We start from the raw sequence: 24,148 nt of genomic DNA on the forward strand, positions 1-24,148 counted from the left end.
GCCGTCGGCGACCGGGGCACGCCGCGATGCGGACGTGGGCGGGGTCGGCCGCGCCGCACCGGACCCGTGGGCGGGGTCAGCCGCCCGACACCTGGGAGAGGTGACGAGGTGGCGGACCGTCGTACCGCGCCCGGGGTCGGATCATCCGTCGCTGGGCCATCTGCTCCAGGACGTGCGCGGACCAGCCGGCCGTGCGCCCGCAGACGAACATCGGGGTGACGATCCGGGCGGGCACCTCGGCGAGGTCGAGCAGCACGGCCGCCCAGAACTCAACGTTGGTGGCGATCGGGCGGTCGGGGCAGCGCTCCCGCAGGGCGGCGAGGGCTGCCGCCTCGAGGGCGCACGCGGCGTCGTAGCGGGGGGCGCGCAGCCGCTCGCACAGCTGCCGGAGGATCACGGCTCGCGGGTCGGCGTCGCGATAAACGCTGTGGCCGAAGCCCATCAGCCGGCCACGCCGGTCGAGGGCCGTCGTCACCACCTGCTCGACGGGCGCCCCTGCGGCGACGTCCTCCAGCAGCCACATGACCCGTCGGGGCGCGCCGCCGTGCAGCGGGCCGCTGATCGCACCGACCGCTCCGGACAGGCAGGCGGCGGCGTCGGCGCCGGTGGAGGCGATGACCCGCGCGGTGAGGGCCGAGGGGTTGAGGCCGTGCTCGGCGATCGCGACCCAGTAGGCGTCGACGGCCTCGACGTGCCGGGGGTCCGGCTCGCCGCGCCACCGGATCATGAACCGTTCGGCCAGCGAGCGGCCCCGGTCGACCTCGCGCTGCGGGACGGCGGGCAGGTCCTCGCCCCGGGCGGACTGGGCGATGAAGCTCATGGCGAGCACCGACGCGCGGGCCAGGTCGTCGCGGGCCTGGTCGCGGTCGATGTCGAGCAGCGGCCGGAAGCCCCAGACGGGCGCCAGCTGGGCCAGGGCGCTCTGCACGTCGACCCGCACGTCCCCGGTGCGGACCGGCAGCGGGAAGGGTTCGGCGGACGGCAGCCCGGGGGTCAGGGAGTCGTCGACGAGCAGGCCCCAGACCTGCTCGAAGGGGACTCGTCCGACGAGCTCGCGCACGTCGACCCCGCGGTAGCGCAGCGTGCCGCTCGCCCCGTCCGCCTCGGCGATGGCCGTGGTGAGGACGGGCAGGGCCCCGGCGTCCGCCCTGGGGCGCTCACTCACCGGTGGGGCGCCGGGGGGTCACGCCTCGGGGTCGAGACAGCACGCTCTTGATGCGCGGGGTGAGGCGGGGCCGCGGCGTCGACCGCACCCGCTTGTCCAGGTCGTAGCCCTGGATGAGGACCTCGAGGGACTTGGTGGTGGAGGGGTGGGAGGCGATCGGGCGATCACCGTTGAACACCACGAAGAGTCGCTGGTCGCCGTCGAAGACGGTCAGCACCGACCCGTCGACGAGGTGGTGCGCGTGCTCCAGGGCCCGTCGGCGCATGGCCGCCCGGTCCACCTCGCGCTCGGCCACCCTGCGGGCCGGCTCCTGGCCCTTCTTGACGGCCTCGTAGACGGTCGGGCCGTACTTCATGCCCAGCGCGACGAGTGCGCTCGCCAGGGCGCTGGTGTCCGTGCCCCTGCTCGGGCTCGCGCCCGAGCTCTTGCCTGTGCCCGTGGGCTTTCCAGCGGTCATGGTGCACCCTTCCTCGCGTCCGATGACGGGCTCAGCCTAGTCTCGGGGCATGAGCCAGCAGCCATCCGGCCTGACCGGGGTCCCGCGCACCGACTACTCCGGCGAGGGCCTGGACGAGGCGTGCCTCGGTCCGGCGCCGTGGCAGCAGCTCTCGGACTGGATGGCCGAGGCCGTGGCCCACGACGCGGCGCGCGGCGGGCACTCCGAGCCGGACTGCCTGGAGGTCGCGACCGTCGGCGAGGACGGCGCCCCGGACGTGCGGCCCGTGCTGATGAAGTTCTTCGGCCCCGAGGGCCCGGGCTTCATCTCCGACCGCGGCTCGGCCAAGGCCCGTCAGCTCGCGGCCGACCCGCGGGTGGCGGCCGCCCTGCGCTGGACCGACCTGTTCCGGGTGATCCGCTTCCGGGGCGTGGCGCAGGAGCTGGGCCCTGACGAGCTGCAGGGCTACTGGCAGACCCGGCCGTGGGGCTCGCAGGTCTCCGCCTGGGCCTCCTTGCAGTCCACCCCGGTCTCCGGGCGCCCCGAGCTGGAGCGGCGGTATGCCGAGCAGGCGGCGCGGTTCACCGGACCTGCGGGGGAGGAGCTCGTGGTGCCGATGCCCGAGACCTTCTGCGGCTGGCGGATCCGCTGCGAGCGGGTGGAGCTGTGGGCGGGGCGCCCGTCGCGGCTGCACGACCGGATCGTCTACGAGCGGGTGGGGGACGGCGACCTGGACGACCCCGCGTCCTGGCGCCGCACACGGTTGATGCCCTGACCTGGCGTGCGCTGCTCGCGCAGGCGCGGGTGTGCCGGCATACCTGCGCGTGCGCGCCTGGCTCGGGGGCGTCGCCGAGGAGCGGGCACCGTGGCACGCTTGACGTGTGACTGAGCTCATCGACACCACCGAGATGTACCTCCGCACGATCTACGAGCTGGAGGAGGAGGGGGTGCTGCCGCTGCGCGCCCGGATCGCCGAGCGGCTCGGGCACGCCGGTCCGACGGTGTCGCAGACCGTGGCGCGGATGGAGCGGGACGGGCTGCTGCACGTGGCGGGCAGCCGTCAGATCCAGCTCACGCCGCAGGGTCGGTTGCAGGCGACCCGCGTGATGCGCAAGCACCGGCTCGCCGAGCGGCTGCTGGTCGACGTCATCGGGCTGGAGTGGGAGTACGTCCACGACGAGGCGTGCCGCTGGGAGCACGTCATGAGCGACCGCGTGGAGCGCAAGATCCTGGCGCTCCTGGGTGAGGGTGACGGGCAGGGACAGGTGTCGCCCTACGGCAACCCGATCCCGGGCCTGGAGGAGCTGCGGGGCGGTCCGCAGGGGTCCGAGGGCGCGGCAGGCGCCGACGGCGGTGCGGCGCCCGGGGGTTCCGGCGCGCCTGGAGGGGGCGCCGGCGGGCCCGAGACCGGGGTGCATGGGCTGCGCGCCCTGCACCAGGTGGTGGGTCCCGGCGTGACGTGTGTCACAGTCCGAGTGCGCCGGATCGGTGAGCCCTTGCAGGTTGACCAGGAGGCGCTGGGTCTGCTCACGACCGCCGGAGCCCTCCCCGGAAGTCGGGTCCAGGTGTCCGCGGACGGCGACCGCATCGTCGTCGTCGGCGTGAATTCCCCGGCTGAGCAGGGAGTTTCACTGCCGGTCGAGGTGGCGTCACATGTGTTCGTCGACGACCTGTCCCCTGTCTGACACATCATCACCCAGCGAACTGTGACGTCGCTGAGCGTTGCCACACGTGCTGCCTCCCCGGTGCCGTCTTAATCCATTCGTGACCTGAGCGTGACAATGCCCGGAAGGTCCGCTACGTTCGTCGTGGCCCTTCTCCCCCTGGAAGGTCCGCAGCTGGAGACGCCGAGTCCTGTCACTCCAGCTGGTTGCTTATTCCGCTGACAGGAGCGGGGGACCCACCTTTGGTGCGCGAGCACCACGGGGTGAAGCCACTTAGGTGGCCGGGCGTCGTTAACTTCCGCCCGAACCCGACAGCTAACTTCGCAGGCGTTCGAGAGGTTAATCGTGTCCATTCGCTCCAACGGTCGTCACCGCACGGCCGATGTCTCGTCTGCCACTCTGCTGATCGACGCCGCCAAGCACCACTCCGCCCCCTCGGTCAAGGTCGCTACCGTGGCCGCCGCCTCCGGTGGCATGGTCATCGCCGCGGCGATGCCCGCGGTTGCTGCGCCTGCTGCGTCCACCACCTCCACGACCGCCACGGTCGCGGCGGCCGGACAGCTGGGCCAGGTGTCGAAGGTCGGCCTGAAGAAGTCGCGCCTTAAGAAGGTTCGCGGCACCGTGCGCAAGCGCACCGCCGTGAAGCGCAAGCGCGCGACCCTCAAGCGCAAGCGCGCGACGCGTCGCACCTCGCGCACGTACCGCCGTACCTACCGTCGCACCTCGCGCACCTACCGCCGCGTGAACCGCACCTACCGTCGCGTCTCGCGTTCGTACGTGCGTCGTGCGGTCGGTCGTCCGGTCCGCAAGGCGAAGGCCAACCCCGCTCCCCGCGCCGCTCGTGGTGGCATCCTCGGCACGGCCGCCAGCCTGTCGGGCATCTACTACCGCTGGGGTGGCACCACCCGTGCGGGCTTCGACTGCTCCGGGTTCGTCGGGTACGTCTTCCGCGCCCACGGTATCTCCCTGCCGCGCACGGCCGCGCAGCAGCAGCGCGCGACGCGCCGCGTCTCCAACCCGCGCCCCGGCGACCTCGTGTTCTTCGGCTCCCCGGCCTACCACGTCGGCATCTACGCCGGTGGCGGCATGATGTACGACGCTCCGCGCACCGGCCGCACCACCGGCCTGCACGCGATCTGGTCCTCGCGCGTGACCTACGGTCGCGCCTGAGCCTCTCCTGCCTGACCGGCGAGGCCCCCACCGAGATCTTTCGGTGGGGGTCTCGCCGCGTCCCTCGCGTCTGTTCGCGGGTGGCCAGGCACCGAGCAGGCCGCCCTCGCATGTCCCGCGGCCGGGTCCGCCGTCCTGGCAGGTCCTGATGGCTGCGTAAGGTGATGGAGTGATCGAATCCTCGGGGGAGGACTCGATCTCGTGGCCGCTTGGCACGGCTCGTGCCGCCTGGGCCGGGATCGTCTGGGGGCTGGTGTGGCTGACGGTCTGGCTGTGGACGGTTCAGCAGCACCGCTGGCTTCGACGCGCTCCTCGCCGCACTGGTGGCGGCGGTGTGCAGGTGCTCTGGGACGTGCTGGTGGCACGACGACGGCCGCGTTCTCCAAGACGTTGACCCAGGGCGTCCGCGGACGAAGCGGACGCTCCGCACCAGGTCGCCTCTGCGGGCGGAGCAACGGGCATGGGGGCGGCATGCAGGCGCCCGAGGTGGGTCTCCCTGAAGGCCGGATCGCGCGAGTGGGCTCTGATCCACGGCTGGCTGCTGATGTGGATCGTCCGGGCCAGCATCGCCCAGCGGTCCGTGGGCTCTGGTGGGATAGGAGCCGCCCGAGCAGGGCTTTTCATCGATGATCCTGCACACGGTCACAGTGCTCCCCGTGGGGGCGGCGAGTGCAGTGCCGGCGGTGATGATGCGGATGGGTAGGGCAAGCATGGCAGGACGTCAGGCAGTCAGCTCGTGGACGCTCATGAGTGGGCGATCCCACGGAATTGGTGTCTCGAAGAAGTTGGGGCTCGACATCTGGCGGTGCAGGGCTCGCGATCCCGCGATGAAGCGGCGTGACTTGTCTCGTCATCCCTACTGACGGAGACGCAAACAGTCAGACCGGCCCGCCATACGTGTGCTGATGCTCGCCGCCGTGGCGCCGTTCACGAGCTGGACGGCGACGACGAGGGTGAGCAGGGCACGCAGGAGGCGAGTCCGGGTTTCGTCGGGTGCCTGTCCACGGTGCGAGGGTAGACGTGCCGGTGGTGAGGGCGCGGGCTGCGGGCAGCAGCATGATCGGGTTGGTGGCGCATCTGCCGATCAGACTCCCATGGGAGGTAGTGCCCCCGAATGGATTCGAACCATCGACACCCGCTTTAGGAGTGGCATCGGCGCCCCAGCTCGGATGGTCCATATCGCTCTGACCTGCGCGCTTGTCTCTCGGTGCCTGACGTGGGGGAGCGCTGGTTCTGGAGCTCGTGTGCCACAACTGTGCCACAGCCCGGGTACTCCCTACCGGCGTCGCCTCCCTCTCGTTCCGACGTGATCCGCCACCTCCTCGTGTGGGTGACGTGCGTGAGAACTTTGGCGGATTGCGTCGGGCCGCGGGTCCGGGCTGCGAAGCCCGGGAGGTCCGCCAACGGCCTCGCGACCTATAAAAGGACTAGCGGTTGCGACACTTTCGGGCGGCTTCCTCCGTGCGGTGCTTCACGGGGCACTCACCGTGTCGGAACACCAGGGAGCCGGAGGTGGAGCGGCTGGTCATCAGTGGACGTTCGACACCGTGGTACAGCGCCGCTCCCACGGGGTTCCTCAATTGGCTCGCGGCGTATGTCGCCGAACGGACGCTCTTGGGCACGACTGCCTTGCGGACGGCGCCCTTGGCAGTGCGGACTGGGTGCGCTGCTCGGCGCACGGACCGGGGAACGAGGAGGCGCGAGAGGAAGCCCATGGGGAGGACGGTAGCGGCGTAGTTGGCGCGTGAGGAGGGGTTTGCTGACGGTTGCGCCGATGCGGTGATGGGGCGTCCTGGAAGGGTTCCGGGGCGCCCTTCGTCATGCCCTGGGCCAGGGAGGCTGCGGCGGCCGAGCGCGAGAACGGCCGCCAGGCCGCAGCGCAGCGCCGGCCGCCGCAGGCGGACGGGCCTTGAACCAGTACAGGAAATTCTCACGGCAGCACTTCCGCCTATATCCACCAGGTGATCGTTGCACCGTGCGCCCCTACCCCCGTGGGTAGCGGCCTCGCACTATGATTCCCGTGAAGGAACAGACAATAGTCTAGACCCGATCAAACCGCCAAGGGCTAGGAGCGATTATGGCGACGCGCCGTCGGGGATCTGAATGGCGAAAGTGGGATCTCCACCTCCACCCCCCGGGCACCAAGCTTTCGGATGGCTACCCAAAGGACTCTCTTGATAAGTTTATCACTCATCTGGAGGGGTCGGACGTATTCGCATTCGGCATCACTGACTACTTCTCGTTTGATGGCTTCATAACGGTTAGAAATCGATATGTGGAAATGTATCCATTTTCTGAAAAGGTGCTCTTTCCGAACATGGAGTTGCGCCTTAACGAAAACGTGAATCGCCAGGGCGATCAGGTGGATTGTCACCTAATTCTGCCGCCAGAGACGTCGGACACGGTGCTCCATGGCATTACGGGGAGACTGCTGACACAGATGACGGATAGCAGGGAGAGGCGCCTGCCATGTTCGGAACTCTCCATGAAATCCCATTATGAGAGCGCGGTCGTTTCCCGAGCGGATCTGAGAGAATGTCTTGACCATTCCTTTGGCCCGTCCTGGAGTGAAAGTGATGCCCTCATTGTTGTTCCTGCCAGCAATAATGGGATTCGCGCAGAGTCCGGGAAAGTTCGCAAGGAAAGCATTGCGGATGAAATTGACAAGTTCTGCCATGCGATATTCGGGGGCACCCAGAATGTAGCCTGGTATTTGCGGGGGGATAGGTATGCCGACAAGGACCAGGTTTCGTTGCCAAAGCCGGTGTTTGCTTGTAGTGATTGCCATAGCCTCGACCACGTTCAGGAGAGGCTTGGTCGCCAAGTCAAGCGTGAGGGTGAGAACCGGGAAGTGTCGTGGGTTAAGGCGGACTTAACTTATCAGGGTTTACTGCAGACTCTCATTGAGCCAGAAGAGAGGGTTCGTCTTCAGTTGGATCCTCCGGATCAGAAGGAAGCGTTCCGAGTCATCAAGAGCGTGCGGTTCACTGCGCCTGGGGTGTTCCCGGATTCGAAGATTGAATTCAATCCAAACTTGGTCTCAATTATTGGTAGTCGATCTGCAGGGAAGTCTGCCCTCTTGGCATACATGAGTCACTCTGTAGACCCGCAGTACACAGTGGCGCAGCAGATTGCGGCGGGGGTCCCAGAGGGCGAGGTTGGGCCCGCCGCAGGGCTGAAGTGGGCTGATGTGGCGGATGTGACATGTGAAGTCGAGTGGGCGAGCGGCGCTGAGACTCGCGGTCAGGTTGTTTATATTCCGCAGAATTCTCTATTCAGGGTCAGTGAGCGACCCGCTGATGTGACGCAGAAGATCGTTCCGGTCCTCAGGCGGCTGGCTCCTGATCTCGTGTCGAATTATGAGGTGCTGGGCGCCGAGTTGGGTCGCATTCCTACAATAATTCGTGGTCGGGTAGACCGTTGGTTTGAACTACAAGACGATTTGGAGAGGTTGCTACGCCAAAATTCTGACTTGGGCGACCCGACCGCGATAGCGGCGTCCCGGGATACCGTCGCGCATGAACTGGCAGAACATCGCCGCTCAATTCGAGGGCTGACACCTGAGCAGGAGGCAGAGCTCAGGAGGGTAAGGGGGGTGCTGAGTGACCTCGAACGGCAAGAGGAAGGCCAACGTGCGCTGACCCTTGATCTGAATCGTTTGGTTGACCGTAGCTCTGATGGCATCTGTTCGAACCTGGGGGAGGGGGTGCGCGTCGAGTTGTCGTTCAACACCTCAGGCCTTCCGGTGCCGGGCCCCATTGCGGAGAAGATTGAGTCTCTGCGTAGGGATGAGGAGGCGCGGATCTCTGCGAAGATTGTCGCCATGATTGCATGGGAGATCGGGGTTGCAGAAAGTGCGATAGCCGAATTTCAGGATTTGCGGACACGAGTCGCGGGTGATAACTCGGATCTCATTGCTCGGGGTGACGGAGATGAAGGCGCGCGTGTCCTGCAGGCGCGGATCGATGCCTATGAAAAACTCTTGGGTGAGCTGCGAGAAGGGGAATCAGAAGCTCGTGCGATTCGCGACGAGCAGGCATCGGTCATCAGGGACATCGAGGGCAATCTTACAAGGCGCCAGACTCTTATTGATAACTTTGTTTCTGAGTTCAATCAATCACCCAGGCGTATTGGCGAGATGTCTTTTGGTGTTGAGAGTGATTTCTGCGAAGAAGACCTGGTGGCCGCGTCGGAGGCCTTCAATAAGCGAGAGGCAAGCAGATACCTGGGTGGATCGAGGAGAGAATGCGTTGACTTGCGGGAGGTGTCGCAAAATGTGTCTAGTTTCCTTTCCGATGTTCGGTCTGGGTTGCAGAAGCTGAGGGCCGGATTTGACGCCAGGGCGGCCGCGGCAGGGCCACTATCGATAACGCCGAAGGTTGCTTTCTATGCCGATATGGAAGGGGACCGCATTGGCGGATTCTGGCGGTCTTCGATGACGCCAGGGAAACAGGCGCTGTTTGCGTTGACTTTGATCATCGATGAATCCCCTGATGCGTGGCCGCTGTTGCTGGACCAGCCCGAGGATGACCTCGATAGTCGTTCGATATACGGCACCATCGTGCCATTCCTTTTGAGGCGAAAGCGCCTCCGTCAGATTATTATGGTCAGCCATAATGCAAACCTGGTCGTGGGGGCCGATTCGGAGCAGCTCATTGTTGCGAACCGGCATGGTGATGATAGGCGGAACCCTGAGGGTCGAGTCTTTGACTACCTGACTGGCTCGCTGGAGTGGACGGCCGCACCGAAGGGCTCGGGTTTCGTGTTGGATTCTGGGGGAACCCGTGAGCATGCCTGTGAAATTCTCGACGGCGGCCTAGAGGCATTTCAGAAGCGCAAGGAAAAGTATGCGGTCTAATTTCCCTGCTCTCTTTCATCCTGAACGGAGGGCGATCGCGGTGCCATCGTCTTGAGGTTTGCTTCGCGGGAAGCGTTTTGCGGAAAGGTCGCTGTGAATAATTCTCTCGAGCTCCCGTAGGCGACGATTTGGCGACCAGTCCCCTCCCCATTTCAAGACACAGTGGGGAGGGGGTGCGCCGTCGCTGGCGAGATACACGTGCGTCCCTGCAGCCCTGGGGATCTTTGTGGCACGGGCGTGAGCTGCCGCAGCGAGGACGTCTCCCGCAATCCAATAGCCTCCCCGGCGGTTTCGGTGGGCGGCCTCCACACGCTGCAAGGCCTGGAGGATCTCGCGGTGGCGGTCGTCGAAGCCGTGGCCTTGGCGGAGGCGTTGGCGGTAGAGCGTGCGGAGACCGACGCCGATCTTGCTGAGGCGATCGTCGGTGAGGATGACGGGGCCGTCGTCCGTGCCCGCGCCCGTGCCCGCCTGCGACCGTTTGTGGACGATCGACGACGTGGCGACCTTCCTCAGCGTGAGCGTCCCGACCATCTATCAGTGGCGCCACCGTGGCGACGGCCCGCCGTGCATGCGCCTCGGCAAGCACCTTCGCTTCGACCCCGCCGTGGTGCGGGCGTGGGCCGTCTCCAAGGCCGCCTGACATGGCGACGATCACCAAGGACCCGCGCGACGGGAAGTGGCTGGGCCGCTGGCGCGACCCCACGGGCGCTCAGCGCAAGAAGTCCTTCCGGCGCAAGGTCGACGCCGAGCGGTTCCTGTCCGAGCTGCAGGCGGAGATGAACCGTGGGGCCTATCTCGACCCGGCGGCGGGCAAGGTGCGCTTCGAGGTCTACGCGAAGACGTGGATGGCCGGCCTCGGGCACCTCAAGCCGAGCACCGCGCTCCGCTACCGGGAGGTGGCGCGCACGCACGTGATCCCGAAGTGGGGTCCGTGGCCGCTGGCCCAGGTCGCGCGCTCGGACGTGGCCGCCTGGATCGGTGACCTCGTCGGGCAGGGCATGTCGCTCGGCCTGGTCCGCAAGGTCTACCTCGTCGCGTCGATGATCTTTGACGCCGCCGTGGCGGACCACCGGATCGCCCGCAACCCTGCTCAGGGTGTGCGCCTGCCGCGTCAGTCGCGTCGTGAGCCGCGCTTCCTGACCGCCGCGCAGTTGCAGCAGCTCGTGGACGCGGCGGGGGACAGCGGCCTGCACGTGCTCGTGCTGGCACTGACCGGGCTGCGGTTCGGGGAGTTCGCGGCGCTCAAGGTCGGGCGGGTCGATCCGGTGCGCAACCGGCTGACCGTGGCCGAGTCCGTGAGCGTCGTCGGGTCCAAGCTCGCGTGGACGACCCCGAAGACGCATCAGGTGCGGTCGGTGCCGGTGCCGCCGGCGCTCATGCGCCACATCGAGGAGCAGTGCAAGGGGAGGGGAGTGGACAAGCTGGTGTTCTCGGCTCCCATGGGTGGCCCGTTGCGGCTCAACAACTGGCGTCGCCGCGTCTTCGACCCCGCAGTGGAGCGGGCCGGGCTGGTGGACCTGACGCCGCACGATCTGCGGCATACGGCGGCGTCGTTGGCGATCGCGGCGGGCGCCAACGTCAAGGCGGTGCAGCAGATGCTGGGCCACGCCTCGGCGGCCATGACCCTCGACGTCTACGCCGGGCTCTTCCCCGATGACCTGGACGCCGTCGGACGCTCCTTGACGCACTGGTGCCCGTGCAGGGTGTGCCACAAACGTGCCACAAGGGCCCCTCAGAGGCCCTCGACGTGCTGGCGATCGACCCCGGAAAGGGGCTCTGACCTGCGGTGATGTGTGGTGCCCCCGAATGGATTCGAACCATCGACACCCGCTTTAGGAGAGCGGTGCTCTATCCCCTGAGCTACGAGGGCGGGGGTGGCGTTCGAGGCGCCACGGCCACCTATCCTCGCACGACCTGCGCCTCCTGATCGACTCGGGCGCGACCCACGGCGAGGCGCCCTCCGCGGTTCACGGCATACGCCTGAGTGGCCCAGGTGACGATGAACAACGCGTGACGAAATCCTCACCCAAAGCGCCATACGGGCGAAATCGGACATGCGATCCTTGTTGCTCTTGACCTGCTCAGGTGGGTCGCTGATGATTCAACCAGCGGCGCGCATCATCCCTCCCCCTGCATGATGCGCGCCGCCTCCATGTCCCGGTGCTGCGTCGAACGATCCACGGAACCGCAGGTCACTGGGCGCCCGGTGCCCGGCCTGAACGCTCCCTGATCGCTATCCTGGGCCGGTGACTGCCACCCCATGCGCCCCCGCGCCCCCACCGGACGAGCTCGATCCGGCCCTGGCAGCGGTCCGTCGGTGGCGTCGTGAGCTGGTGGAGATCGGGGGTCCCAACACCCTGCTGTGGCGCACCGAGGACGTCGTCCGGCTGGACTTCGCGCGGGCGCACCCGGCGGGGCTGGCGATCTTCCTGTCCGGGCGAGACACCCGGCTGTCGGACCTGATTCGCGATCCCGCGGCTCTGTCCGACGCCCGTGTCAAAGCCCGCGCCCTGCGCCGCACCGAGCGGCGGCTGTGGCAGGAGCACGGGCTGGCGTCCTGCTTCTCCACGGCCGGTATGGCGGCCTGGCGGATGGCGGGCTCGCGCATCCCGGCGGCCCCGGTCTTCCTGCGGGCCTGCGAGCTGGTGCCGCGCGACCTGGCGCAGGACGACTTCGACGTGGTGGTCGGTCCCGGCGTCGAGCTCAACCCCGCCCTCGTGGAGCTGCTGCGCACCGAGGCAGGGGTGGAGCTCGACGTGCCCCGCCTGGTCGAGATGACGTGGGGGCGCAACGGGTTCGACCCCGACGCGGCCTACCGGGAGATCCAGTCCCGGTGCGCCCGCCTGCCCGGCTTCCAGATCGCGCGCCGGCTGGGCGTGGGGATCTACCCGTACGTGAAGCTCGGCATGGTCGCCGACCTGGTCGACACCGCGGTGGCGGACCACCCGCTCGTCCGCGCCATGGCAGGACTGCCCACGACCTTGCGGGACGCGACGCCCGACCCGGCGCCGATGCCCCTCGTGCTCGCGGCCGACGCCTCGCAGCGGGCGGCGCTCGCCGCCATCGCGGCCGGTGACGACGTGGTCGTCCAGGGCGCGCCCGGCACCGGGATGACCCAGGTCGTCGCCAACGCCGTGGCCGGGCTCGCCGCCCAGGGCCGCAGCACCCTGCTCGTCTCGCACAAGCGGGCCGCCATCGACGCGGTCCGCACCCGGCTGCTGGAGGTCGGGCTCGACCTGGTCACCGAGGCCCATGACGGTCCGGACCTGCGGCACGTGCACGGCCCGATCACCACCCTCGCGGTGCCCGCCCGCATCGAGCCGCACCACGACACCCTGACCGACCTGCACGACGCGACCACGGTGCTGCAGGGGCACGTCGAGGCGCTGCACGCGCCGCGAAGCCCTTGGGGCGTCAGCGCCTTCCAGGCCCACGGCGCCCTGGTCGAGCTCGCGTCCCTGCGTCCCGCGCCGCACTCCCGGGTGCGGCTGGACCGGGAGACCCTGCACCGGCTCACCCCGCGCGTGCTCGACGCCGCGACGCGCCGCCTGGTGCAGGCCGCCACCGACGGTGCGTGGTTGCCCTCGCCGGCTCCCGACCCGTGGCGCGGGGCCCGGATCACCACCGACGCCGAGGCCGCGGACGCCCTCGCCGCGTGCGAGCGTCTCGCCGGGGACCGCGGGATCCCACGCCTGGTGCGGCTCGTCGACGAGCTGTCCCGCGGCGTCGGCCTGCCCCCGGCGACCACGCTGGCCGGCATCGGCTCCGACCTCGAGCTGCTCACCGGGGTGCGCGCCACCCTGGACGTGCTGCACCCCGAGGTCTTCGAGGCGCCCCTGCCCGACCTGCTCGAGGCCACGTCCGCGTCCTACCGCGCCGAGCACGGCTCCCGGATCGGGGTGCTGCGCCGCGGTGCCCTGCGCCGTGACGCCAAGTCGCTGGTCCGCCCGGGCATGGCGCCGCGGGACCTGCACCAGACCCTTGCGCTCGCCCACGAGCAGCTCGTGCTGTGGCAGGCGCGCGGAGGCCCCGACGCGGTGCCTGCCCCTGCTGAGGGCATCGACGAGGCCTGGTCCGCCTACCACGCGGTCGTCGACGACCTGGAGCGACTGGAGCCCGTGCTCGCCACCACCGGCGAGGGCGCCGCGACCACCACCCAGCACGTCGACGTGATCCACCTGCGGATGCACGACCTGGTCTCCCAGCAGGGTCGGCTCGAGGTGCTGCCCAAGGTCACGGGCTTCCTCGACGACCTGCGCGACCAGGGGATGGGAGCCCTGGTCGAGGACCTGGCCGAGCGCCACGTGCCGCCGGAGCAGGTCGCCCCGGAGGTCCGCCACGTGTGGTGGGCGTCCTTCCTGGAGGAAGTGGGGCGGTCCGACGCGCGGTACGGCGGCCACGACGGCCCCTCCCTGCACGCCATGGCCGAGGAGCTGCGCCGGCTGGAGGCGCGGGCACTGCGTGAGCGCGCCCAGGCCGTCGCCCGGGCCACGCGGGGTGCGGCGCCCTGCCGGGCCGTCTCGCCGCACGAGGTCGGCGCCCTGCTCGCCCCGGGCCCCGTGGTCGACACGGTCATCGTCCTGGAGGCCTCCGAGCTGGCCGTCGCCCAGGCGGTCTCGGCGGTCAGCCGCGGTCGTCAGGTCGTGGTGTGCGGCGACCACCAGCAGCTCCCGCCCTGCGAGCTGAGCTTCGAGGTGGACCCGCGGCCGGTCGACGACGTCCGCGCCGACCAGCGGTCCGTCTCCGTGCTCAGCGTGCTGTCGGCCCGGCTGCCGACATACACCCTCAAGACCCATCACCGGATCCTCGACGACCGGCTCACGGTCGCTCTCGACGAGCACCTGTACGTCGAGGAGCCGACGACCGTCCCTCCGGCCGGGACGCTCCAACGGGTCACCCTGGAGCACGTGGAGCTGCACCCCGGCAGCCGCGGCGAGGCGGGAGAGGCCGCCGTCAGCACCGACGAGGAGGTCGACCGGGTCGCTCGCCTCGCCCTGGCGCACGCCCGCGGCTTCACCGACCGGAGCCTGGGCGTCATCGCGCTCAACGCCGAGCACGCCGACCGGGTCCGCGAACGCATCCAGGCCGAGGTGGCCGTTCTCGAGCCCGGCGACCCGCTCATCGACTACTTCGCCGCCGAGCGACGAGAAGCCTTCTGGGTCAAGCACGTCGATGACGTGCAGGGGGACACCCGTGACGACATCCTGCTGACCGTGGGGTACGTCGTGGACGACACCGGGCAGGCCGGGCACCGGTTCGGCTCGATGGCGCTGGCGAGCGGCGAGCGCCGCGTGTCCGTCGCGGTCACCCGCGCGCGCCACACCCTCACCGTGATCACCGCCCTGACGGTGGAGGAGCTGAGACGGGCCGCCGGTGGGTCGGGCGGGATCGACCTGCTCGCGGAGGTGCTGACCCTCGCCGCGGAGTCGCCGGACCTGCCCCCCTCGCAGGGCGAGCTGACCGACCCGGTGATGCTCGACCTCGCCGCCCGGCTGCGGGAGGCGGGCATGGACGTGACCGAGCGGGCCGGTCGAGGTGTCGGGCCCATCGAGCTCGCCGTCCGCGACCCGAAGTCCGTGTGGGGCGGCGCGGTGGCGGTCGAGTCGGACGGGAGCGTGCACGCCGCCGCCGCCAACCCCGCCGACCGGGAGGTGCACCGGCCCGCCCTGCTGGAGCGTCAGGGATGGCGACCGCTGCGGGTCTGGTCGATGGACGCCTTCCGGGCGCCCGAGCGGGAGGTGGCCCGGATCCTGCAGGCGGTCACCGACGCCGCCGAGGACCGGCGGGCCGGGCGATGACCACCGGCGCCGGTCGGCGGCGGCACCGCCGGGTCGACGCGCCGGGCACGGGCGCCGCCGCGGGACGCCCGGTGGGAGAGCCGGAGCCCCGGACGGGACCGACGGGCGACGCCGCGCCGACCCCCGCGGCGGGCGCGTCCCGGTCGGCTGCCCGCCCGGCCGCGGCGCGTGCATCCGGGGCAGCCATGGGCTCGGGCTCGGTCCGGGCCACGGGTGCGTCCGACGGCCGTGCGGAGGGGGCGCGGGACCGATGGCTGCGCGAGCAACGTCCGCCTCACTGGGAGTGAGGGAACGGGCGTCCACGACGGGTATGCCGAGAGGGGGCCACGTCCGCACGGACGGGGCCCCCTCTCGAGGTCAGGCGCAGGTCAGGGCCGGCGGGCCCGCAGCTCGTCGCGGATCTCGGCCAGCAGGGCCTCGGCGGTGGGGGCGGCCTCGGGGGCCACGCCACCGGCACGGCGGATCGCGATGCGGTTCATCGGGACGACGACGAAGAAGTAGATGACCGCCGACACCATGAGGAAGGACACCAGCGCGGTGAGGAAGGCGCCCACCGGGACGTCCCAGGGACGGAAGGAGCTGAAGTCCTCCTGGTGGAACACCTTGCCCATGAGGTTCATCAGGACGGCGACGAAGGACTCGACGACCTTGGCGAACGCGGAGCCGAGGATGACGGCGATCGCCAGGTCGACGACGTTGCCGCGCATGATGAAGTCCTTGTAACCCTTGAGCATGGTGGGGCCTCTTTCGCGATGGGGCGGGGGGCGGGCGTCCGGGGGATGCGCGCCCGCAGCTGGTGGTGCGCGTCGACCCGGTCGGCGTCGCACAGGTCTTCACCCCACCACAGCCAGGGTCCGGGCAGGCACGTCCTGGGCCGGTCGTGAACAACCTGTGACCTTGACCCGTTCTGCCCGGATGTGTCCGGCTGGGGCGACACGCGCCCGGGACCGATGCTCAGCGCGAGCGCAGGACCACCACGATCGGGCGTGGGTCCGGGCTGCCGCCTCGGGCCGCCTGGACCCGCTCGACGTCGGTCCGGGTCAGCGAGACCAGCAGGGTCCCGCCCGTCCCACCGTCCCCGGTGGAGCCGCTGCCGGGCCCGAGCGCGGGGGCCGGGACCGGTCCGCCTCCGCCTGCGTCCTCACCACGGGCGAGGACGACCGCGTCCCATGAGACCAGCCGCTCGCCGGCCCACAGCTGGACCCGGTCGCCAGCCGACGCGGCCTGGGCCACGAGGGGTGGGACGTCGGGGATCGACAGCGCCACCCGGCCGTCGGCCAGGCCGTCGACCAGGGCAGGTCCGACGACGGCGGCGGCCGGGAGGGGATCACCGGCCCGCACGGCGACGACGAGCGGGCGCCCGGCCAGGGAGGCGACGCTCGCCGGCCGCGAGGGTGCGTCGGGACCGGGCCACCGCCGCACGGTGAGGTCTGCGGCGGTGAGTCGGTGGCCTGCCGGCAGGTCTCGGGCCGCGGTGGGGACGAGCACCCCCACGGGCGCGGGTGGCGGGAAGGCCAGCCGGACCGTCAGGGCCACGGCGGCCGCGGCGAGCAGCGCCCCCAGCACCCGGCGCCCGAGCCGCAGCCACCACCACCGACGGGTGCCGCCGCGGGCCGCGAGCCGCTCGCGCCATCCGACCCGGGCGGGGGCAGGGGGACCGGCGGCCGGGCCCGCCGGTCCGCGGGCTGATGCGGGGGCAGGACCGAGGACGAGCGGGTCCACGAGGGTGGGGTGCGCAGCCATGACCTGACGCTAGGGCGAGGGGGGCGGCCACCGGCATACGGCCCGACGGGCTGTGGACGGTCGGCGCCGGACCGCGGGCACCTGTGGACAGCCTGCCTCGGGAGCGGGTCAGTCGGCGGCGGGGGTGGCGGTCGAGCTCGGGGCGGAGGCCGCAGGGGCGGTGGCCGAGGAGGAGGACGCCGCCGTGTCCGAGCCGGCCGGGGTGGCCGCGGGGGTGCCGCGGGAGTCGGTGCGGTAGAAGCCCGAGCCCTTGAAGACCACACCCACGCCGGTGAAGAGCTTGCGCAGCCGGCCCTGGCACGCCGGGCACTCGGTCAGGGCGTCGTCGCTGAAGGACTGCACGACGTCGAAGGCCTCGTCGCAGTCGGAGCAGCGGTAGGAGTAGGTAGGCACGGGGTCTCCACGGGGTCGGGCGAGTGCGCGGGCGGTGGCTCAGTCTAGCGAGCCGTGGCGCCCCTGCTGACCGCGCTCGCGCAGGGCGCGGGGCAGCGGTGGCCGCTCCCCGGGACGCAGCCACCCGGCAAGGCGCCCCTGCTCGGACACCTCCCGCAGCCGCTGCTCGGTCGCCTCACGCAGCGTCGAGGGCATGACCACCATGAGCGAGTCACCGCGGCGCAGCATCGTGGACCGCTCGGGCACGAAGGACCGCCCGCGCCGCAGCACCAGGGCGACGCCGGCCCCGCGAGGCAGCCGCAGCTCGTAGACCTCGACGCCGGCCAGGCGGGACTCGTCGCCGATCTCCACCTGCACCACGTCGGCGTTCATCCGCTCCAGCGGGGTGGACTCGACCTGCAGGTCCATCGTCGCGCCCTCGTCGATGACGCCGAGGCGCCGTGCCACCCACGGCAGCGTCGGGCCCTGGACGACGGTGTAGATCACCACGAGCATGAAGACCAGGTCGAACAACCAGGCCAGCTGGTGCGCGCCCTCCGTCGCGGGCACCGTCGCCAGGACGACGGGCACCGCCCCGCGCAGGCCCGCCCACGACAGGAAGACCTGCTCGCGCGCCCCGATCCCGAACGGCGTGGCCGCCACCAGGACCGACAGCGGGCGGGCCACGAGCAGCAGGACCAGCCCGAGGACGACCGCGGGCACCGCCCACCGTGCGAGCTGCGAGGGAGAGGCCAGCAGCCCCAGCAGGACGAACAGCCCGATCTGGGCCAGCCACCCCATGGCCGTGGCGAACCCGCGGGTGGCGGCCTTGTGCGGCAGCGAGGAGTTGCCGAGGACGAGGGCGGCGACGTAGACCGCGATGAAGCCGCTGCCGTGGGCGTAGGTCGCGCCGGCATACGCCAGGCCGGGGACCGCGAGGACGCCGATCGAGAACAGACCCGAGGAGGTGTCGGCGTAGCGGTGCAGCAGCCGGGTCCCCAGCCACGCCACCGCGAGCCCGGTGAGGGTGCCGACCACCAGCTCGACCACGGCCTCGGCGAAGAGCACGAGCGGGCCCGCGTGAGAGGTGCCCGCCACCACCCCCGTCAACGCCGTCACCAGGATCACCACCGGTGCGTCGTTGAAGCCCGACTCCGCCTCCAGCATCCCGGTCAGTCGGTGGGGGAGCGGGACGCTGCGCAGCACCGAGAACACCGCCGCGGCGTCGGTCGAGCTCAGGACCGCCCCGACCAGCATCGCCGCAGCCCAGTCCAGGGGGAGCAGCAGGTGCGCGGCCACCCCGATGACGGCGACCGAGACCAGCACGCCCACGGTCGACAGCAGCGCCGCGGGCGCCACCGAGGGGCGGATGTGCCGCCAGGACGTCGTCAGCCCGCCCTCGGACAGGATGATGACCAGGGCGGCGTAGCCCAGGGCCTGCGTCAGCCGGGTGTCCTCGAACTGGATCCCCAACCCGGACTCCCCGAGAGCCACCCCGATGAGCAGGTAGAGCAGCAGCGACGGCAGGCCCGAGCGGGTGCTCACCCGCACCGCCACCACCGCCAGCAGCAGCACGACCGAGCCCACCAGCAGCACCAGACGGAGGTCCTCGACGCCGAACCCCGCGATCGCCGCCGTCTGCATGTCACGCATTGTGTCGTATGCCGGAGGCCGCCGCGTCCACGACGCCCCGCCCCGCCCGCGCGGTCACCCCCACCCGGTGGCCTAGTCTCGCTGTCGTGTCGCACGCTGCCCAGATCGCCCGACGGACCGCCGTCACCGTGGTCGCGCTCCTCGTCGTCGCCGCCCTCATCGTCACCGGGGTCCTGTGGGGCGCGGTCCGTCGCACCGACCCCGAGCTGGGCGGGGAGCACCGCCTCGGGGGGCTGAGCGGGCGGGTCGACGTGCGGCGGGACGCCCAGGGGGTCCCGCACATCGAGGCCGACACCCCCGAGGACCTCTTCCGCGGCCAGGGCTACGTCGACGCCCAGGACCGTTTCTTCCAGATGGACCTGCGCCGGCACGCCACGTCCGGGCGCCTCGCCGAGCTCGTCGGGGAGGCGGGCGTCGCCTCCGACACCGGCGTGCGCACCATGGGCTGGCGGCGCACCGCCGAGGCCGAGCTGCCCATGCTGTCGGCCGACACCCGGCGCTACCTCACGGCCTACGCCGACGGGGTCAACGCCTACCTGGAACGGACGGGCGACCCCACCAAGGTGGCGCCCGAGTACCTCCTGCTCGGCGTGGCGCACCCCGGCTACACCATCGAGCCGTGGGGACCGGTCGACTCGCTGGTCTGGCTCAAGGCGATGGCCTGGGACCTCAAGGGCAACCTCGACGACGAGCTGGCCCGGGCCCGGCTGCTGGCCCAGGGCCGGTCCCTGGCCGAGGTCGCCGAGCTCTACCCGCCCTACGCCGTCGACCGGCGGGCCCCGATCCTCTCCCCGGCCGACTGGAAGCCGGGCATGGCGCGCCACGGCGGACGCTCGGCCGGCCGGGGGGGCATACCGGCGCTGCGGCCCGGGGCGTCCGAGGCGCTGGACGACACCGCCCGCACCCTCGCCGCCGTCCGCAGCTCGATCGGGACGGGGGCGGGCATCGGCTCCAACTCCTGGGTGGTCGGCCCGCGCCGCTCCAGCACCGGGAAGCCGTTGCTGGCCAACGACCCTCATCTCGCGCTGGAGCAGCCCGGCATCTGGCACCAGGTGTCGCTGCGCTGCCGGACCCTGTCGACGACCTGTCCGTACGCCGTCTCCGGGTTCACCTTCGCGGGCTTCCCGGGGGTCGTGATCGGTCACAACCAGCGCATCGCCTGGGGCTTCACCAACCTGGACCCGGACGTGACCGACCTCTACCTCGAGCGGCTCAAGGGCGACACGGTGCTCAAGGACGGTCGCTGGTTGCCGGTCAGCACCCGCACCGAGACCGTCAAGGTGGCGGGCGGGCCCGACCGCACCGTCACCGTCCGGTCCACCTCCCACGGCCCGATCGTCTCGGGCGTCCTCGACGGGGTCGCGGAGGCGGCACCCCCGGCCGACCCCGGGGAGCGGAGCGCCGTGGCGCTGCGGTGGACCGCGCTGGACCGCACCACCACCGCCGACGCGATCTTCCGGCTGGACCGGGCGACGAACTTCACGAGCTTCCGGGAGGCGCTGGTGTCGTTCGTCGCGCCCGCGCAGAACGCGATCTACGCCGACGTGGACGGGCACATCGGCTACCAGGCTCCGGGCCTGGTCCCGATCCGCCGGGCCGGGACCGCCGGGACGCCCCCCGGCTACCTGCCCGCCCTCGGGTGGGAGTCGCGCAACGACTGGCGCGGGTACGTGCCCTTCGACCAGCTGCCGTGGGCCTACGACCCGCCCGAGGGGCTCGTGGTCACCGCCAACCAGCAGGTCACCCGCAGCGCGACCCCCTTCCTCACCACCGACTGGAGCGCCGGCTGGCGGTCCACCCGGATCCGCACCCTCCTGGAGGAGGGCGGCCCGGTCACCCCGCAGCGGATGCGGGACATCCAGAGCGACAGCAGCGACGGCTTCCAGCCGATCCTGACCAAGGCCCTGCTCGCGGTCGACCTTGGGTCGGACTCCTTCACCAAGGAGGGCCAGGACACCCTGCGCGGCTGGGACGGCAGGTTCGTGACCGGGGAGAACGCCTCGTCCCGGGGCGCGGCGTACTTCGCCGCCACCTGGTCGGCGCTGCTCCACCTGACCTTCGACGACGACCTGCCGACCGGCCTGCGGCCCGACGGCGGCGCCCGTTGGGCGGCGGTGGTCGAGCGGCTCCTCGCCGACCCGCGTTCGCCCTGGTGGGACGACCAGAAGACGCTGAAGGTCGAGACCCGCGACGACATCCTGCGCCGCGCCCAGGTCGACGCCCGGCTGGAGCTGACCAGGCGGACCGGCAAGGAGGTCGGCTCGTGGGACTACGGCCGGCTCCACCGGCTCACCCTGCGGCACCCGCTCGGGGAGGCCGCACCGGGTCTCATCGGGGACCTGCTCGACCGCGGCCCGCACCCGGCCCCCGGCACCGCCCTGTCGCCGAACGCCCTCGGCTCGGACCTGGCCCGGTCCTACGACGTGGACTGGGGACCCTCGATGCGGATGGTGGTCGACCTCGGCTCGCTGGACAGCAGCACCTGGGTGCAGAGCACGGGCGTCTCGGGGCACCCGACGAGCGACCACTACGACGACCAGACGGCTCGCTGGCTGACCAACGACCCCTACCCGTGGACCTTCTCGCCCGAGGCGGTCGCCCGGGACGCCGTCGACCACCTGATCCTGCGGCCGACCGACGGGGACTGAGCTCGGTCCAGCCCGGCCGTGGGCCCCGATCGGGGGACGAGATCGCCGTCCACGGCCTGCGGCTCGAGGTCAGCGGCGCCGGAGCCAGCTGGTGCCGCAGGCCGTCACGACCGCGTCGACGAGCTGGTCGTGGTCGTCGCGGGGGAGCGGGGTGGCGAGCAGCTCGCCGGGGTGCAGCAGGGTGACCACCGGCACGCCGTCCCGGCGTCGCGGCAACGCCCGGTCGTAGCACCCGCCGCCCTGCCCGAGGCGCACCCCGGTGCGGTCGACGGCGGTGCCCGGGATCAGCAGCAGGTCCGCCTCCCCGATCGCGTCACGTCCGAGCAGGGCGTCCGCGTCGTCCTCGGCGCCGTCCAGCGGACGCCAGTCCAGGTCGAGGTCGGGCAGCGTCACCGGGACGATCACCCGGTAGCCGGCCGCGACCAGGGCACGGTTGAGCGGCCGGGTCCCGGGCTCGGCCGGATAGGACTCGTAGGACGTCACCGTGGCGCCCGGACCCACCTGCTCGCGGACCAGCCGCATCACCTGCTCCGCGAGCCGGCCGGCGTCCGAGTCTCGTCGTGCACCGGTGGAGTTCGCGAGCCGGGCCCGGCGGGCCGCCCAGAGCTGGGTGCGCAGGGCCTTCTTGGACCCGGGAGCAGTGCCGTCCATGCGGACATCCTCGCAGGCCCGGCCGGCGCCTCGGCGCACGAGAGCGTGCGGCGTGCCACCATGGGCGCACCGACCTCGAGGAGGAGCCGTGCCGATCCGCACCCGCCTGGGCATCGCGCTCGCGGCCGTCGTCCTGCCGGCGCTGCTCCTGACCGGGCTCTTCGCGGGGGTCTTCCTGCCCCGGGCCCTCGTCGACGGTCAGCGGCGCGACGTCGACCGGGCCACCTCGGCGCTGGCCACGGCGATCGGCGCGGAGTGCTGGGCGCTCGGCGACCGCGCCGAGGTGATCGCGCTCTCGGTGGCCAACGGGCGCCCGCCCCAGGTGGTCCTCACGGAGGAGACGCGCGGGGGACTCGGCGCGGAGCAGGGGTATGCCGTGGTCACGCAGGGCGGCAAGGTCATCGGGACCGCGGGCAGGCCACCGGCCCGCAGACCGGGAACCCTCCCGACGACGCGCTGCTCCCAGGTGACCTCGCGCGCGGGCGCCGCCCTGGCCGAGCAGGTCACGCTGCGCACCGACCGGGGCGACCTGTCGGTGCTCGTCGTCGAGCCGCTGACGCCCGGGCGCCTGGACGCCCTGGCCCGCCACGCCGCCGTCAGCGACGTGCGGGCCGTCCTGCTCTGCGCGGGCTCGGAGGTGCACCCCAGCGCCGACACCGGGCGGGGCGCGATCGTCCAGACCGTGGAGGCCGGGCCGGGCCGCCCCTGCGCGGTGGAGGGCTCGGCGCCCGACCCGACCTCGGGCCTGCGGGCCTGGCTGCCGCTGATCGTGCTCCTCGCCGTCCTCGCCGGCGCGGTCCTGCTCGTGCGGTGGCTGGCGCGCGAGCTCACCGAGCCGATCGTGGCCCTGAGCCGGGGCGCCCAGCAGGTGGCCGACGGCGACCTGTCGGTGCGGCTGCCCGACCAGCGTCAGGACGAGATCGGCGAGCTGGCGCGCGACTTCAACCACATGGCGGCCCAGCTGGACCGGCAGATGGCCGAGCTGCGCGACCGCCGCCAGGCGCTGCACGACACCGCGCACGCGATCGCGGCCACCCTGCAGCGCACCCATGACCTGGACGGGTTGCTGACGGCGGTGTGCGCCCTGGCGGAGACGACCACCTCCTCGGCCTCCGCCTCGGTGTGGCTGCGCGAGGGCACGGGGCTGCGCCTGCGCGTGGTCCACCCCATCGGCACGCCCCGGCCGCCCACCAGCCGGGTCGGCCTGGACGAGGGCATCGTCGGCCTGGCGGCGTCCGAGCGCCGGGTCGTGATGCTGGACGAGGCCACCTCCTGCCCGTCCGCCGTCCTCGACGGCCGCGCCTGCGCGGCGCCCCTGGTCTCGGGCGACCACGCCGTCGGCGTCCTGGTGGTCGAGCGAGGGGAGGACCGGGAGGCCTATGACGAGGAGACGGCCGAGCTGCTCGAGGTGGTCGCCGGGCCCGCGGGCGTCGCGATGGACAACGCGATGCTCCACCGGACCGCCCAGCGCCAGTCGGTCGTGGACCCGCTCACCGGCGTCGGCAACCTGCGCATGCTCACCTCCGCCCTCAGCCGGGAGGTGGCCCGGGCCCAGGCCTTCGGGCGGGAGCTGTCGTTGCTCGTGGTGGACATCGACAACTTCGCGGCGCTCAACCAGAAGCACGGCCACGAGACCGGGGACGGCGCGCTGCGGGCGCTCGCGGCCCGGCTCGTCGAGCTCGTGCCCCCCGTCGACACGGTCGCGCGGTATGCCGGGGAGGAGCTCGCGGTGCTGTGCCCCGAGCTCGGCTCGGAGCAGGCCCTGGCCCTCGCCGACCGTCTCGTCGCGGACCTGCGCGCCCGCCCCCTGGACGTCGGCGGCCAGCTGCTGCCGGTGACCTGCAGCATCGGGGTCGCCACCTGGCCCCACGACGGGGCGACCGCCCTGGACATGCTCGGGGCGGCCGACAGCGCGATGACGGCGGCCAAGGCCGCGGGGCGCGACCGGGCCGCCACGACGGGTGAGCACACCGTGCTCGACTAGTGTCCG

Annotated in this window: 16 protein-coding genes, 1 tRNA gene and 1 riboswitch; of the genes, 9 read left to right on the forward strand and 8 right to left on the reverse strand. The window is 71.4% G+C overall.

Going from position 1 to position 24,148, the window contains the following annotated elements:
- Window positions 1–76: 76 nt before the first annotated feature.
- Both ACK2IS_RS04005 and ACK2IS_RS04010 read right to left on the reverse strand, forming a co-directional pair.
- Entirely contained in the window at window positions 77–1,165 is a 1,089-nt protein-coding gene (locus tag ACK2IS_RS04005) for a citrate synthase 2 (RefSeq protein WP_409484864.1), read from the reverse strand.
- Window positions 1,158–1,622: a hypothetical protein gene (locus ACK2IS_RS04010; protein ID WP_409484865.1), complete on the reverse strand. Its 465-nt coding sequence runs from the start codon at window positions 1,620–1,622 to the stop codon at window positions 1,158–1,160. The genes ACK2IS_RS04005 and ACK2IS_RS04010 overlap by 8 nt, the downstream gene beginning before the upstream one ends.
- 49 nt (window positions 1,623–1,671) lie before the next feature.
- Between ACK2IS_RS04010 and ACK2IS_RS04015 the strand changes: the two genes are divergently transcribed.
- The 6 genes from ACK2IS_RS04015 (at window position 1,672) to ACK2IS_RS04040 (ending at window position 11,083) form a co-directional block, all read left to right on the forward strand.
- Entirely contained in the window at window positions 1,672–2,376 is a 705-nt protein-coding gene (locus ACK2IS_RS04015; protein ID WP_409484866.1) for a pyridoxal 5'-phosphate synthase, read from the forward strand.
- A 106-nt stretch (window positions 2,377–2,482) separates the two neighbouring features.
- On the forward strand, window positions 2,483–3,286 hold the full coding sequence (locus tag ACK2IS_RS04020) for an iron dependent repressor, metal binding and dimerization domain protein (RefSeq protein ID WP_409484867.1): 804 nt from the start codon (window positions 2,483–2,485) through the stop codon (window positions 3,284–3,286).
- A gap of 150 nt (window positions 3,287–3,436) precedes the next feature.
- Window positions 3,437–3,610: riboswitch (cyclic di-AMP (ydaO/yuaA leader) on the forward strand.
- Window positions 3,611–4,435 carry a C40 family peptidase gene (locus tag ACK2IS_RS04025; protein WP_409484868.1) on the forward strand — a complete coding sequence of 275 codons (825 nt, stop codon included), beginning with the start codon at window positions 3,611–3,613 and terminating at the stop codon, window positions 4,433–4,435.
- A gap of 2,077 nt (window positions 4,436–6,512) precedes the next feature.
- Window positions 6,513–9,293: a TrlF family AAA-like ATPase gene (locus ACK2IS_RS04030; protein WP_409484869.1), complete on the forward strand. Its 2,781-nt coding sequence runs from the start codon at window positions 6,513–6,515 to the stop codon at window positions 9,291–9,293.
- Window positions 9,294–9,723: 430 nt separating this feature from the next.
- Window positions 9,724–9,933, forward strand: a complete 210-nt coding sequence (locus ACK2IS_RS04035) for a helix-turn-helix transcriptional regulator (RefSeq protein WP_409484870.1) — start codon at window positions 9,724–9,726, stop codon at window positions 9,931–9,933.
- Between the two features lies 1 nt (window position 9,934).
- A complete protein-coding gene (locus ACK2IS_RS04040; protein WP_409484871.1) occupies window positions 9,935–11,083 on the forward strand; it encodes a tyrosine-type recombinase/integrase in 1,149 nt (382 codons plus the stop codon).
- A gap of 4 nt (window positions 11,084–11,087) precedes the next feature.
- On the opposite strand, the gene ACK2IS_RS04045 is transcribed toward ACK2IS_RS04040, so the two are convergent.
- A tRNA-Arg gene (locus ACK2IS_RS04045) sits at window positions 11,088–11,163 on the reverse strand.
- A gap of 376 nt (window positions 11,164–11,539) precedes the next feature.
- On the opposite strand from ACK2IS_RS04045, the gene ACK2IS_RS04050 reads away from it, so the two are divergent.
- Window positions 11,540–15,091, forward strand: a complete 3,552-nt coding sequence (locus tag ACK2IS_RS04050; protein ID WP_409484872.1) for a hypothetical protein — start codon at window positions 11,540–11,542, stop codon at window positions 15,089–15,091.
- 368 nt (window positions 15,092–15,459) lie between these two features.
- Here ACK2IS_RS04050 and mscL read toward each other — a convergent pair whose 3' ends face one another.
- The 4 genes from mscL to ACK2IS_RS04070 form a co-directional block, all read right to left on the reverse strand.
- Window positions 15,460–15,825 carry a large conductance mechanosensitive channel protein MscL gene (gene mscL / locus ACK2IS_RS04055; protein ID WP_409484873.1) on the reverse strand — a complete coding sequence of 122 codons (366 nt, stop codon included), beginning with the start codon at window positions 15,823–15,825 and terminating at the stop codon, window positions 15,460–15,462.
- Window positions 15,826–16,045: 220 nt separating this feature from the next.
- Window positions 16,046–16,834 (reverse strand): SAF domain-containing protein, encoded by a 789-nt coding sequence (locus ACK2IS_RS04060; RefSeq protein ID WP_409484874.1) that lies wholly within the window; start codon window positions 16,832–16,834, stop codon window positions 16,046–16,048.
- Between the two features lie 108 nt (window positions 16,835–16,942).
- On the reverse strand, window positions 16,943–17,227 hold the full coding sequence (locus tag ACK2IS_RS04065; RefSeq protein ID WP_409484875.1) for an FmdB family zinc ribbon protein: 285 nt from the start codon (window positions 17,225–17,227) through the stop codon (window positions 16,943–16,945).
- Between the two features lie 39 nt (window positions 17,228–17,266).
- Window positions 17,267–18,850, reverse strand: a complete 1,584-nt coding sequence (locus tag ACK2IS_RS04070) for a potassium/proton antiporter (protein WP_409484876.1) — start codon at window positions 18,848–18,850, stop codon at window positions 17,267–17,269.
- A 95-nt stretch (window positions 18,851–18,945) separates the two neighbouring features.
- Here ACK2IS_RS04070 and ACK2IS_RS04075 point away from each other — a divergent pair, with 95 nt between their 5' ends.
- Entirely contained in the window at window positions 18,946–21,507 is a 2,562-nt protein-coding gene (locus ACK2IS_RS04075; protein ID WP_409484877.1) for a penicillin acylase family protein, read from the forward strand.
- Window positions 21,508–21,576: 69 nt separating this feature from the next.
- Here the strand turns inward: ACK2IS_RS04075 and ACK2IS_RS04080 are convergent, their stop codons facing one another.
- Window positions 21,577–22,158, reverse strand: coding sequence for a 5-formyltetrahydrofolate cyclo-ligase (locus ACK2IS_RS04080; protein WP_409484878.1), 582 nt, complete (start codon window positions 22,156–22,158; stop codon window positions 21,577–21,579).
- An 88-nt stretch (window positions 22,159–22,246) separates the two neighbouring features.
- On the opposite strand from ACK2IS_RS04080, the gene ACK2IS_RS04085 reads away from it, so the two are divergent.
- The gene (locus ACK2IS_RS04085; RefSeq protein ID WP_409484879.1) at window positions 22,247–24,142 is read left to right on the forward strand and encodes a diguanylate cyclase; all 1,896 of its coding nucleotides are present in this window, start codon (window positions 22,247–22,249) and stop codon (window positions 24,140–24,142) included.
- Window positions 24,143–24,148 lie beyond the last annotated feature (6 nt).

The sequence above is a fragment of the Arsenicicoccus dermatophilus genome (genome assembly GCF_046267915.1).
Classification (GTDB): domain Bacteria; phylum Actinomycetota; class Actinomycetes; order Actinomycetales; family Dermatophilaceae; genus Arsenicicoccus; species Arsenicicoccus dermatophilus_A.